Annotated in this window: 11 protein-coding genes; 9 read left to right on the top strand and 2 right to left on the bottom strand. The window is 69.2% G+C overall.

The features are described from left to right. Positions 1 to 211: 211 nt before the first annotated feature. The 6 genes from eccD (at position 212) to IEY56_RS10190 (ending at position 7,493) form a co-directional block, all read left to right on the top strand. Positions 212 to 1,672, top strand: coding sequence for a type VII secretion integral membrane protein EccD (gene eccD, locus IEY56_RS10215; RefSeq protein WP_189036828.1), 1,461 nt, complete (start codon positions 212 to 214; stop codon positions 1,670 to 1,672). A gap of 166 nt (positions 1,673 to 1,838) precedes the next feature. Further along, complete coding sequence (gene rpsO / locus IEY56_RS10210) at positions 1,839 to 2,129, top strand: 30S ribosomal protein S15 (protein WP_074467888.1); 291 nt, start codon at positions 1,839 to 1,841, stop codon at positions 2,127 to 2,129. Positions 2,130 to 2,461: 332 nt separating this feature from the next. Beyond that, positions 2,462 to 4,708 (top strand): polyribonucleotide nucleotidyltransferase, encoded by a 2,247-nt coding sequence (locus IEY56_RS10205; RefSeq protein WP_189036827.1) that lies wholly within the window; start codon positions 2,462 to 2,464, stop codon positions 4,706 to 4,708. Positions 4,709 to 4,788: 80 nt separating this feature from the next. Next, entirely contained in the window at positions 4,789 to 6,141 is a 1,353-nt protein-coding gene (locus IEY56_RS10200) for a M16 family metallopeptidase (RefSeq protein WP_373292060.1), read from the top strand. A 60-nt stretch (positions 6,142 to 6,201) separates the two neighbouring features. Next, positions 6,202 to 6,957, top strand: coding sequence for a 4-hydroxy-tetrahydrodipicolinate reductase (gene dapB / locus IEY56_RS10195; protein ID WP_189036825.1), 756 nt, complete (start codon positions 6,202 to 6,204; stop codon positions 6,955 to 6,957). 5 nt (positions 6,958 to 6,962) lie between these two features. Next, positions 6,963 to 7,493 (top strand): tetratricopeptide repeat protein, encoded by a 531-nt coding sequence (locus tag IEY56_RS10190; protein ID WP_229711800.1) that lies wholly within the window; start codon positions 6,963 to 6,965, stop codon positions 7,491 to 7,493. Between the two features lie 18 nt (positions 7,494 to 7,511). Here IEY56_RS10190 and IEY56_RS10185 read toward each other — a convergent pair whose 3' ends face one another. After that, positions 7,512 to 8,078: an SCO5741 family PH domain-containing membrane protein gene (locus tag IEY56_RS10185; protein WP_189036824.1), complete on the bottom strand. Its 567-nt coding sequence runs from the start codon at positions 8,076 to 8,078 to the stop codon at positions 7,512 to 7,514. A 123-nt stretch (positions 8,079 to 8,201) separates the two neighbouring features. Next, a complete protein-coding gene (locus tag IEY56_RS10180) occupies positions 8,202 to 8,438 on the bottom strand; it encodes a hypothetical protein (protein ID WP_045865085.1) in 237 nt (78 codons plus the stop codon). Between the two features lie 391 nt (positions 8,439 to 8,829). Here IEY56_RS10180 and thyX point away from each other — a divergent pair, with 391 nt between their 5' ends. From thyX to IEY56_RS10165, 3 genes are all read left to right on the top strand, one after another. After that, positions 8,830 to 9,522, top strand: coding sequence for an FAD-dependent thymidylate synthase (gene thyX, locus IEY56_RS10175; protein WP_229711799.1), 693 nt, complete (start codon positions 8,830 to 8,832; stop codon positions 9,520 to 9,522). A 180-nt stretch (positions 9,523 to 9,702) separates the two neighbouring features. After that, a complete protein-coding gene (gene dapA / locus IEY56_RS10170; protein ID WP_045865087.1) occupies positions 9,703 to 10,602 on the top strand; it encodes a 4-hydroxy-tetrahydrodipicolinate synthase in 900 nt (299 codons plus the stop codon). 196 nt (positions 10,603 to 10,798) lie between these two features. Next, positions 10,799 to 12,484 (top strand): ribonuclease J, encoded by a 1,686-nt coding sequence (locus tag IEY56_RS10165; RefSeq protein ID WP_189036822.1) that lies wholly within the window; start codon positions 10,799 to 10,801, stop codon positions 12,482 to 12,484. Positions 12,485 to 12,776: the final 292 nt, after the last annotated feature.

The following is a 12,776-nucleotide window of genomic DNA, read 5'->3' as shown; positions in this document are numbered from 1 at the left end:
AACAGCTACCGGTCATGCAGACGCTGATCCTAGTAGGTGTGGGAGTCTCCGGTATCCGGGAGGACCGACTGTCCGCCGCGGACGGTAAGGTGACGCGCAATCTTCCCCAAGTGCTTCCACGGCGCGGGAGTTTGGGGCAATCCACAAAGCCCGAGATGTCTTATTTCGGCGTGACGCCGAGTCCGAGCAGTCAGCAAGGGGGAACAAGAAGGTGGCCACGACCGCAGCGACAGGCTTCTGCCGCGTCACGGTAGTTGCTCCCGGGGGGCGCATCGATGTGGCGCTGCCCGAGGACGTGCCCCTGTCCGACGTCTATCCGGAGATCGCCCGGCTCTCCGGAGGCAGCCCCGCCGAGGGCTCGCTCTCGGGGTACCACCTCGTGCGCCGGGACGGGCGGGTCCTCGAGTCGGGCCTGTCCCTGGCGGGCAACGGCATCCGGGACGGCGAGGTGCTGCTCCTGCGCCCCTTCGCCGACTCGCTGCCCTCCGCCGTCTTCGACGACGTGAGCGACGCCGTCGCCTCGGGCGTGCGGCGCGACCGCGCCCTGTGGAACGAGCGGCACATGCGGGCGGCCGGACTCACCGGCGGCGGTGTGCTGCTGGTGCTCATGGCCTTCGCCCTGTGGTTCGCCGATCCGGTCAAGCACGACATGCACGGGCTGCCCGGCATCATCGCCGCCGCGGCGGGAGTCCTGCTGGTCGCGCTCGCATGCGTCCGCGCCCGCGTCTACGAGGACAGGGCGACGTCCATCGCCCTCGGGCTCGGCGCCATGCCGCACATCATGATCGCCGGGTCCGGGATCCTGCCCCTGGACGAGGGTGAGGGGATCGGCCGGCTCCAGTTCCTGCTGGGCTGCGTCGCGGTGCTGCTCGCCTCGGCGGTGCTGATCGCGATCACGCCACGGGGTGACGGCCCGTTCGTCGCGTCCGCCATCGTCTCGGCGGTGGGCACCGTCTTCACCTTCATCGCCGTCATCGCCGACATCGGAGCGGTCGACGCGGCGGCGGTGGCTGCCCCCTTCTCCGTCGGGACCATCGCCTTCCTCCCCGGCCTGTCCGCGCGCTTCGCGCGGCTGCCCATAGGCTTCGAACCCCGCGCGGGCGGCTACGAGAACTCCCGCGACAGCGGACGCTCCATCCAGGGCCCCCTCGACGCCGAGCGCATCGCCGCCCAGGCCCGCCGCGGACACGAGATGCTCGTCGGTCTCGTGGGCGGCTGGTGCGCCGCCGTGGTGGGTTCGGCGGCCGTGCTGGGCTTCTCCCACAACGGCTGGGGACAGCTCCTCGCGCTCGCCACCGGCATCGCGATGCTGCTGCGCGCCCGCCTCTTCCGCTACACCTCCCAGGTCACGTGTGCGCTCGTCGCCGGACTCGGCGCGCTGACCCTGCTGGCGCTCGGTCTCTCCCTGAACCCGCCGACGGAGCTGGTCCGCGACCTCGTCACGGGCGACAGCGCCGGGCTCGACGTCCGTACGGTCTGGATCGCGGCGTCCATCGCGGTCGCCGCGGCGCTGGTCTCGGCCGTCGGCCTGATCGTGCCGCGGACGGGCCTCACCCCCTTCTGGGGCCGCGTCATGGAGCTCACGGAGACGTTCGTCCTGCTGTCGCTGATCCCGCTCTGCCTCGCGGTGCTCGACGTCTACGCCGCCGTCCGCGGCTCCGTCGGAGGCTGAGTACGCGCCTGTGCCGTCAGTGCCTCCGCCCGCCCCCAGCAGCACGGGGGGCGGGCGGAGGCGTCCGGAAGCGCTGGTAGGCTGGGCCGGCCCTCCGAGTAGCCGAAGCATCCCCTGAGACGAAGACCAGGGGCGCTCGCCGGGCAGATCCCCTGAAGGAGTACGTGTGTCGTCTCTCGATGCCGCGACCAAGAAGCAGATCATGTCCGAGTTCGCCACCAAGGAGGGTGACACCGGCTCCCCCGAGGTCCAGGTGGCGCTGCTTTCCCGCCGGATCTCGGACCTGACCGAGCACCTCAAGAGCCACAAGCACGACCACCACTCGCGCCGTGGTCTGCTGCTGCTGGTCGGCCAGCGCCGCCGCCTGCTGCAGTACCTCGCGAAGAAGGACATCCAGCGTTTCCGTGCGCTCGTGGAGCGCCTCGGCATCCGCCGTGGCGCGGCCGGCGCCCGCTGAACGTGAAGGAGGGAGCGGTTCCCGCAGCAGGGGGCCGCTCCCTTCGCCGTACCTGCCGGGCCAGGAAGGTTTGTAGGCTGGCCTCAGCACGACATGCGGCCGGCGCGACGGAAACACGTACGGCAGGCCGTACGGAAACAGAACACATGCACGCTCACTACGCAGACTGACGCGGCAGGGGCGCCCCGCCCGTAGCCGGTCCTCGGTAGTGGCCCCCGGACACCCAGACGGTTCCGGGTGCTTCGATCGAAGACCGGCCCGCACACGGAGCGCTCCTCCGCAGCCGGTCCACCGCCACACGGGCGGTGGACGCAGACGAGGAGATATCCCTGGTGGAGAACGAGACCCACTACGCCGAAGCCGTCATCGACAACGGCGCCTTCGGTACCCGCACCATCCGATTCGAGACGGGCCGGCTGGCCAGGCAGGCCGCCGGATCCGCCGTGGCGTACCTGGACGACGACACCATGGTGCTGTCGGCCACCACCGCCTCCAAGCAGCCCAAGGACCAGCTCGACTTCTTCCCCCTGACGGTCGACGTCGAGGAGCGGATGTACTCGGCCGGCAAGATCCCCGGCTCCTTCTTCCGCCGCGAGGGCCGCCCTTCCGAGGACGCGGTCCTCACCTGCCGCCTGATCGACCGCCCGCTGCGCCCGTCCTTCAAGAAGGGCCTGCGCAACGAGATCCAGATCGTCGAGACGATCATGGCGCTCAACCCCGACCACCTCTACGACGTGGTCGCCATCAACGCCGCCTCCTGCTCCACGCAGCTGTCCGGCCTGCCCTTCTCGGGCCCCATCGGCGCCACGCGCGTCGCGCTGATCCGCGGCCAGTGGGTGGCGTTCCCGACGCACACCGAGCTCGAGGACGCCGTCTTCGACATGGTCGTCGCCGGCCGCACCCTCCCCGACGGGGACGTCGCGGTGATGATGGTCGAGGCCGAGGCCACCGAGAAGACCGTCGAGCTGGTCAAGGGCGGAGCCGAGGCGCCGACCGAGGAGGTCGTCGCCGCCGGTCTCGAGGCGGCGAAGCCCTTCATCAAGGTGCTGTGCAAGGCCCAGTCGGACCTCGCGGGCAAGGCAGCGAAGCCGGTCGCCGAGTTCCCGATCTTCCTGGACCACCAGGACGACGTGCTGGAGGCCCTCACCGCAGCCGTGCGCGACGAGCTGGCCCAGGCTCTGACGATCGCCGCCAAGCAGGAGCGCGAGGCAGAGCTGGACCGCGTGAAGGGCCTGGCGGCCGAGAAGCTGCTTCCCCAGTTCGAGGGGCGCGAGAAGGAGATCTCCGCGGCGTACCGCACGCTGACCAAGGAACTGGTCCGCGAGCGCGTCATCAAGGAGAAGAAGCGCATCGACGGCCGCGGCGTCACGGACATCCGTACGCTCGCCGCCGAGGTCGAGGCCATCCCGCGGGTGCACGGCTCGGCGCTCTTCGAGCGCGGCGAGACGCAGATCCTCGGCGTGACGACGCTGAACATGCTCCGCATGGAGCAGCAGCTGGACACCCTCTCCCCGGTGACCCGCAAGCGCTACATGCACAACTACAACTTCCCGCCCTACTCCACCGGTGAGACGGGGCGCGTCGGTTCTCCCAAGCGCCGCGAGATCGGCCACGGAGCGCTGGCCGAGCGCGCCATCGTGCCGGTCCTGCCGACCCGCGAGGAGTTCCCCTACGCGATCCGGCAGGTCTCCGAGGCGCTCGGCTCAAACGGGTCGACGTCCATGGGTTCGGTCTGCGCCTCCACGATGTCGCTGCTGAACGCGGGCGTGCCGCTCAAGGCTCCCGTCGCCGGTATCGCCATGGGCCTGATCTCCAAGGAGATCGAGGGTGAGACGCACTACGTCACCCTCACCGACATCCTCGGTGCGGAGGACGCCTACGGCGACATGGACTTCAAGGTCGCCGGCACCCGCCAGTTCGTCACGGCGCTGCAGCTCGACACCAAGCTCGACGGCATCCCGGCGTCGGTGCTCGCCGCGGCGCTGAAGCAGGCCCGCGACGCGCGCCTGCACATCCTCGACGTGATGAACGAGGCCATCGACGTCCCGGACGAGATGTCTCCGAACGCGCCGCGGATCATCACCGTGAAGATCCCCGTGGACAAGATCGGCGAGGTCATCGGCCCCAAGGGCAAGATGATCAACCAGATCCAGGAGGACACGGGCGCCGACATCACGATCGAGGACGACGGCACCATCTACATCGGTGCCGCCGACGGCCCCGCCGCCGAGGCCGCCCGCACGACGATCAACGGCATCGCCAACCCGACGATGCCCGAGGTCGGCGAGCGCTACCTGGGCACGGTCGTGAAGACGACCACCTTCGGGGCATTCGTCTCGCTCCTGCCGGGCAAGGACGGTCTGCTGCACATCTCGCAGATCCGCAAGCTCGCCGGCGGCAAGCGCGTGGAGAACGTCGAAGACGTCCTCGGTGTCGGCCAGAAGGTCCAGGTCGAGATCGCCGAGATCGACCAGCGCGGCAAGCTCTCGCTGATCCCCGTGCTGGACGAGGACGCCGAAGGCTCCGAGAAGTCCGAGGAGAGCGACGGCGCGTCCGCGGACGCCGCGGGCGACAAGTGACAGACACGCACCGCGCGACGGCCCGCCCCACCACCACGGAGGGGCGGGCCGTCGCCCGTACACCAGGGAGGGTGAAGCCGATGTCCGTCGGCGGACGCGTCGGTGGAAGCGGCGGCGGCAGCGCCGGCAGCGCTACGGGCGGGGGCGAGGTCCGCAAGACCGTGCTGCCCGGCGGGCTGCGGGTTCTGACCGAGAGAGTGCCCACCGTGCGCTCCGCCACCATCGGCATCTGGGTCCACGTCGGCTCCCGCGACGAGTCGCCCGCCCTCAACGGAGCGACCCACTACCTGGAGCACGTGCTCTTCAAGGGCACGGAACGCCGCAGCGCGCTGGAGATCTCGGCCGCGCTGGACGCCGTCGGCGGTGAGATGAACGCCTTCACCTCCAAAGAGTTCACGTGCTACTACGCGCGCGTCCTCGACGCGGACCTTCCCCTGGCCATCGACGTCGTCGGCGACATGCTGACCAGCTCCGTTCTCGATCCCGCCGAGATCGAGGCGGAACGCGGTGTCATTCTCGAAGAGATCGCGATGACCGAGGACGACCCGGGCGACTGCGTGCACGACCTGTTCGCCCACACGATGTTCGGTGACTCACCGCTCGGCCGCCCGGTGCTCGGCACCGTGGAGACGGTCAACTCGCTGACCCGCGACCGCATCGCCCGCTTCTACCGCAAGCACTACGACCCGCCGCACCTGGTCGTCGCCGCCGCGGGCAACCTGGATCACGACACGGTCGTCGAGCAGGTGCGTGCCGCCTTCGACCGGGCAGGCGCCCTCAGCCGTACGGACGGGAGCGCGGAACCCGTAGGGCCCCGCACCGGCACGCGGTCCGTGCGCGCTCAGGGCCGCGTCGATCTGTCCGACCGCCGTACCGAGCAGGCACATCTCGTACTGGGCATGCCGGGGGTCTCCCGGAACGACGACCGGCGCTGGGCGCTGGGCGTGCTCAGCGCGGCTCTCGGCGGGGGCATGAGCTCCCGTCTGTTCCAGGAGATCCGTGAGAAGCGCGGCCTCGCCTACAGCACGTACTCCTACACCTCTGGATTCGCCGACTGCGGTCTCTTCGGCGTCTACGCGGGGTGCCGTCCCGGTCAGGTCTCGGACGTGCTGAAGATCTGCCGCGACGAGCTGGACCAGGCAGCACGCCACGGCTTGCCCGACGACGAGCTCAAGCGCGCCATCGGCCAGTTGACCGGTTCGACCGTTCTGGGCTTGGAGGACACCGGCGCGCTGATGCACAGGCTCGGGAAGAGCGAACTGTGCTGGGGCGAGCAGCTGTCGGTCGACGACATGCTCGCGAAGATCTCCGCCGTCACTCCCGACGACGTCCGGGCAGTGGCACGGGACGTCCTCGACCAGCGTCCGTCGCTGGCCGTGATCGGCCCGCTCACCGACCGTCAGGCGTCGCAGCTGCACGAGGCCGTCGCCTGACGGCTTCGGCCTCTCAGTCCGTCCCGCCGTCATCTCTGCAAGTCCGCGAAGGAAAGAACCATGAGCAAGCTGCGTGTGGCCGTCCTCGGCTCCGAGGGCCGAATGGGTTCCGAGGCCGTACGGGCCGTGGAGGCCGCCGACGACATGGAGCTGGCCGCCGCGCTCGACCGCGACGACAGCCTCGAAGCCCTCAGGGGCGCCGGCACACAGGTCGCCGTCGACCTGACCCATCCCGACGCCGTGATGGGCAACCTGGAGCACTGCGTCCGCAACGGCATCCACTGTGTCGTCGGTACCACTGGCTGGACGGACGAGCGTCTGGAGACCGTGCGGGGCTGGCTCGACGGTTCGCCAGGGACCGGTGTGCTCATCGCACCGAACTTCGGGATTGGTGCCGTGCTGACCATGCGGTTCGCACAGCAGGCCGCCCGGTTCTTCGAATCGGCTGAGGTCGTCGAACTGCACCACCCCGGAAAGGCCGACGCACCCAGCGGTACGGCGGTACGCACCGCCCAGATCATCGCCGGCGCCCGCGAGGAAGCAGGCCTCCCCGACCAGCCCGACGCCACCAGCACCGGCCTCGAAGGTGCCCGCGGCGCCGACGTGGACGGCGTTCCTGTGCACGCCGTGCGGCTGCGCGGACTCGTCGCGCACCAGGAGGTGCTGCTCGGCGGTGAGGGCGAGACGCTCACCATCCGGCACGACTCGCTGCACCGCAGCTCCTTCATGCCGGGTGTGCTGCTCGGCGTGCGGCGGGTGGTCTCCACGCCTGGACTCACGTTCGGGCTTGAGCACTTCCTCGACTTGGACCGATGACGAGCGTGCGCGCCAGACTCGGATACTTCGCGCTCGCCGCGCTGCTGGTCTTCTACTTCGTGCTGGTCGGAAGCCGGGGGGTGCTGCTGATCCAACAGGGCACCCCGGTGACCGTCGTCTTCGGGCTCGCGGTGCTGGTCCTGCCCGTGATCGGCGTCTGGTTCCTCTGGCACACCACACGGTTCGCCCGGAGCGCCGGGCGCCTGGCCCGCGAACTGGAGGCCGAGGGCGGTCTGCCCGTCGACGAACTGCGGCGCACACCCTCGGGCCGGATCGACAGGGATTCGGCGGACGCCGTGTTCGCGAAGCGTCAGACCGAGGTCGAGCAGTCGCCGGACGACTGGCGGTGCTGGTTCCGTCTCGCCGTCGCCTACCGAGACGCCCGTGACACACCACGCGCCCGCAAGGCCATGCGGCACGCCATCGTCCTGCACGACGGGGCCGAAGTATCCGCGCCTGCTGCTCAGCAGCGCGGCACGCGTCAGGACGGCACCCACGGCAGCGTCGGCGACGACACCGGACGCGACCAGGGCTGACCGCCGCCGGCAGCAGTGCTACCGGGAGGCTCCCGGACGGGACTCAGCGGCCCAGCTTTCGATGACGTCCGCGGCACGGTCGAACGCTTCCGGTCTCGCGAGGAAGTCGGCGTTGTGATCGGTCAGCAGGGGACGAAGCGGCTCGTCGTCACCCTGACGTACGACGGCGAGGGCCTGCCCCTGCACGGTCCGGGGCAGTCCGAGCCACTTGACGGGCTGCTGCACGGTGCGGACGGCTGCCACCCGGCGCCAGCTCAGCGACACCGTGTTCAGCAGCCTCACCTGGCGCATTCCGTAGGCGCTCACCCAGATCCCCACGCGCAGCAGCCGCAGCGCCAGAGCGATCACCAGCAGACCTGCGCCGAGGCACACGGCCATGCCGGGCAGGGCTCCGGCCAGCGCGATGATCAACGCTGAGAACAGCAGGTAGGAAGCGAGCAGCAGCAGCAGCGCCGCCCCGCCGACCCGCCAGGGGCCGGGCCGGTAGGGCCGGCGCCAGTACTCGCGTGCGTCGTGCGGCAGCGGGGTCAGATCCGCGTGGTCGCTGTCCGCTTGGCCATCGGCCGTCAGAAAAGGCAGTGGCACAGGCTGATCCTCGCTCGCGGTGGACTCGTTCGGGTGGTGCGCGAGGACATTAGCGAGCTATTGCGGAACCCGGCCAGCCCGGCAGGTCGACGCGGCGCGTCGAACGTGTGCCGTGCGGGTGTGTCAGCGGCCCTCAGCCGCGGCGGGGCCGCCCCGCTGGGACTGCTCGTCGGGGTCGAGAGCCGGAACGCCCAGGAGGAGGGAGCCGGCCAGCCCCGCGACCACGGTCAGGCCGAACAGCGCACTTCCTGCCCGCTGGGCGAGGCTGCGCTCGGCGCGAGGCGGCGGTGTGACATTGCTGCGGAACCGGTCGGCGTCGGCGATGAACGCGAACGGAACTGACTCTCCGCGGCGGGGCATGGGCAGGGGGCTCCTGTCTTGAGGTCGTGTGTTTGGCTGCGATGTGAAGAACGTCCGGGAGGGCTGAGAAGTGCCACGAGGCCCGGGATCGTCAGTGAAAAGTACCAAGCGCCCTTGTGACTTCGTGCACCGGGGTGCCTTATCTCAAAAGGAAGATCCATTTGTCCTGACGAAAGTCGCATATCGGGGCGAAGCGCCTTCCTGATTTGTCCCGCGGGCGAGTCCGCGTCCGCAGCCCTGCGTCATGCGGCCCCGCTTCTTCGCCGGGGGAGCGCGCGGCCGGGCTGTCGGCGGAGCGCCGTAGGCTGGGCGCGCTCCGTTGCACTACCGGAAGGACCTGTCAGTGACCGAGACCCCCGTAGGGACAGCTGCCCCCAGCTTCCGCAGCGAGATGACCGTCGAACTGGTCAAGCACAGCGCTGCGGACACCGACGTGCTCTGGGCCGCCAGGGTCTCGACCGGAGGCGAGAAATCCCTCGAGGAGCTGCACAAGGATCCCGAGCGCTCCAAGGGGCTGATCAACTTCCTGATGAGGGACCGGCACGGCAGTCCTTTCGAGCACAACTCGATGACCTTCTTCATCAGCGCCCCCCTGTTCGTGTTCCGGGAGTTCCACCGCCACCGCGTCGGCTGGTCCTACAACGAGGAGTCCGGCCGGTACCGCGAGCTGCAGCCGGTCTTCTACACGCCTGACGCCGCGCGCAAACTCGTCCAGCAGGGCCGCCCCGGCAAGTACGAGTTCGTGGAGGGCACCCCGGAGCAGCACAGCCTTACCGCCACGGCGATGGAGGAGTCCTACCGTCAGGCGTACGAGACCTACCAGCGTCTGCTGGAGGCGGGCGTCGCCCGCGAGGTCGCGCGTGCCGTCCTCCCGGTCGGGCTCTACTCCTCGATGTACGCCACCTGCAACGCCCGGTCGCTCATGCACTTCCTCGGCCTGCGCACCCAGCACGAGCAGGCGAAGGTGCCCTCCTTCCCCCAGCGCGAGATCGAGATGGTGGGCGAGTTGATGGAGGAGCAGTGGGCGAAGCTGATGCCCCTGACGCACGCGGCCTTCAATGCCAACGGTCGCGTCGCGCCGTAACTGTCTGGATTGCGGGGATTCGCGAAGTGCGCCTACGCTGAAAACGAGGCTCGGTACTGCCTGAACCCCCGAGCAGGCAGTGCCGGGTCTCCCTCATGGTGAGGCCCGTCACGTCGCGGATGACCAGGACGATGGCCCCGAGGGCCCCCGCCGGGCCTGGCTGCGAGTAGCGTGGACCCCATGGCTCCGACCTCCACACCGCACACGCCCTTCGGGCGGGTCCTGACCGCGATGGTCTCGCCGTTCACCGCTGACGGTGCTCTCGACCTCGACGGAGCGCAGCGACTCGCCGTCCATCTGGTCGACGCAGGCAACGACGGTCTGATCGTCAACGGCACCACCGGCGAATCCCCGACCACCAGCGATGTCGAGAAAGCCCAGCTCGTCCGGGCGGTGGTCGAGGCGGTCGGAGACCGCGCCCATGTCGTCGCCGGAGCCGGCACGAACGACACGGCACACAGCCTCGAGCTGGCCCGCGACGCCGCCAAGGCCGGTGCGCACGGCCTCCTCGCGGTGACGCCTTACTACAGCAAGCCGCCGCAGGAAGGCCTCTTCCGGCACTTCACCGCGATCGCCGACGCCACCGACCTGCCGGTGATGCTGTACGACATCCCCGGCCGCTCCGGTGTCCCCATCAACACGGAGACGATCGTCCGCCTCGCGGAGCACCCGCGCATCGTCGCGAACAAGGACGCCAAGGGCGACCTCGGGCGCGCGAGCTGGGCCATCGCCACCAGCGGCCTCGCCTGGTACAGCGGAGACGACATGTTGAACCTGCCGCTGCTCTCCGTCGGCGCGGTCGGGTATGTATCCGTCGTCGGCCATCTCGTCACCCCAGAGTTGCGCTCCATGCTGGAGGCGCACCTGAGCGGGGACGTCACGAAGGCCACGGAGATCCACCAGAAGCTCCTGCCCGTCTTCACGGGCATGTTCCGCACGCAGGGCGTCATCACGACGAAGGCCGCCCTCGCGCTCCGCGGGCTGCCCGCCGGCCCGCTGCGGATGCCTCTCGTCGAGCTCTCCCCCGAGGAGACCCAGCAGCTCAGGCATGACCTCGCCCACGGCGGCGTAGAAATCTGAACACCGACGCGACGGCAGCACGACGGGCGAAGCCCGCATAACGACGACATGATCAGAACGACCGAATACGCATAACGAAGCATTCACGAATATCGCGCGCGCCACGTGTCCCAGGGGGTTCCCCGAGCCGGGGGCCAGAGGGTCCCCATGCCGGAGGCCAGGGGGAGCGTGGCGCGCGTCTGGTGAGGAGAGTCTTTTGAGTCATCCGCATCCCGAGCTCGGCTCGCCGCCGAAGCTCGCCGAAGGCGGCCTGCGGGTCACACCGCTCGGTGGTCTCGGCGAGATCGGCCGCAACATGACGGTCATCGAATTCGGCGGCCGCCTGCTGATCATCGACTGTGGTGTGCTCTTCCCCGAGGAGGAGCAGCCCGGGATCGACCTGATCCTTCCGGACTTCAGTTCGATCCGGGACCGCCTCGACGACATCGACGGCATCGTGCTCACGCACGGCCACGAAGACCACATCGGCGGCGTGCCCTTCCTCCTTCGCGAGAAGGCCGACATCCCGCTCATCGGCTCCAAGCTGACCCTCGCCCTCATCGAGGCCAAGCTTCAGGAGCACCGCATCCGGCCGTACACCCTGGAGGTCGAGGAAGGCCACCGGGAGCGCATCGGCCCCTTCGACTGCGAGTTCGTCTCGGTCAACCACTCCATCCCGGACGCCCTCGCTGTGGCCGTCCGCACACCCGCCGGAATGCTCGTGCACACCGGCGACTTCAAGATGGACCAGCTTCCGCTCGACGGCCGCCTCACGGACCTCCGTGCCTTCGCCCGCCTCGGCGAGGAAGGCATCGACCTCCTGCTGTCCGACTCGACGAACGCTGAGGTGCCGGGCTTCGTCCCGCCGGAGCGCGAGATCTCGGGCGTCCTGCGGCAGGTCTTCGCGAGCGCGCAGAAACGCATCATCGTCGCGAGCTTCGCGAGCCACGTGCACCGGATCCAGCAGATCCTGGACGCCGCACACGAATACGGGCGCCGCGTGGCGTTCGTAGGACGCTCGATGGTGCGCAACATGGGCATCGCCCGCGACCTGGGCTACCTCAACGTCCCCGCCGGCCTCGTCGTCGACGTGAAGACGCTGGACGACCTGCCGGACGACGAAGTGGTGCTGGTGTGCACCGGGTCGCAGGGCGAACCGATGGCGGCACTGTCCCGCATGGCCAACCGCGACCACCAGATCCGCATCGTGCCGGGTGACACGGTGATCCTGGCCTCGTCGCTCATCCCCGGCAACGAGAACGCCGTCTACCGGGTCATCAACGGCCTGACGCGGTGGGGCGCGAACGTCGTCCACAAGGGCAACGCGAAGGTCCACGTCTCAGGCCACGCCTCCGCGGGCGAACTGCTGTACTTCTACAACATCTGCCAGCCGCGGAACCTGATGCCTGTACACGGCGAATGGCGCCATCTGCGCGCCAACGCGGAGCTCGGCGCCCAGACCGGCGTACCCCGCGACCGTGTCGTCATCGCCGAAGACGGCGTCGTCGTCGACCTGTTGGACGGCAAGGCCAAGATCTCCGGCAAGGTGCACGCGGGCTACGTGTACGTGGACGGTCTCTCCGTCGGCGATGTGACGGAGTCCTCGCTCAAGGACCGTCGCATCCTCGGCGACGAGGGCATCATCTCGGTGTTCGTCGTGGTGGACAGCAGCACGGGCAAGATCGTCGGCGGCCCGCACATCCAGTCGCGCGGATCGGGCATCGACGACGCGGACTTCGAGCGCGTCGTGCCGAAGATCGACGAGGTCCTGGCCAAGACGGCCCAGGACGGCATCGCGGAGGCGCACCAACTCCAGCAGCTGGTACGCCGTACCGTCGGCAAGTGGGTCTCCGACACCTACCGCCGGCGCCCGATGATCCTCCCCGTGGTCGTCGAGGTCTGACGCCAACTCCGGGCGGGGCGCCTCGATTTGCATCGGGCCGCCCCGCCCGAGTATGTTTACTGCTCCACCTCGACGGGTACCGGACGAGCTTCGTCCGGAGGACCTCGTCGGCCGGAAGCCTTCCAAGACCGGATTACGGAATAGGAAAGCGATTCTGGTAAGGTCGGATTCACCGAGAGGGAAGCGCCCGGAGTGGCCTGTGAAAGGGTTGCGAAGGAAGCGTCCGTTCTTTGAGAACTCAACAGCGTGCTAAAAGTCAACGCCAGATATGTTGATACCCCGTCCCCTTGTT

The sequence above is a fragment of the Streptomyces daqingensis genome (assembly GCF_014645895.1).
GTDB lineage: Bacteria > Actinomycetota > Actinomycetes > Streptomycetales > Streptomycetaceae > Streptomyces > Streptomyces daqingensis.
Note: the sequence above shows the minus strand (reverse complement) of the source record. Positions and strands in the feature narration are given on the sequence as shown.

Excerpts from the sequence above, each read along its gene's own strand:
- thyX (WP_229711799.1), top strand. The coding sequence starts at position 8,830 with ATGACCGTCGAACTGGTCAAGCACAGCGCTGCGGACACCGACGTGCTC.
- dapA (WP_045865087.1), top strand. The coding sequence starts at position 9,703 with ATGGCTCCGACCTCCACACCGCACACGCCCTTCGGGCGGGTCCTGACC.
- IEY56_RS10200 (WP_373292060.1), top strand. The coding sequence starts at position 4,789 with ATGTCCGTCGGCGGACGCGTCGGTGGAAGCGGCGGCGGCAGCGCCGGC.
- dapB (WP_189036825.1), top strand. The coding sequence starts at position 6,202 with ATGAGCAAGCTGCGTGTGGCCGTCCTCGGCTCCGAGGGCCGAATGGGT.
- IEY56_RS10180 (WP_045865085.1), bottom strand. The coding sequence starts at position 8,438 with ATGCCCCGCCGCGGAGAGTCAGTTCCGTTCGCGTTCATCGCCGACGCC.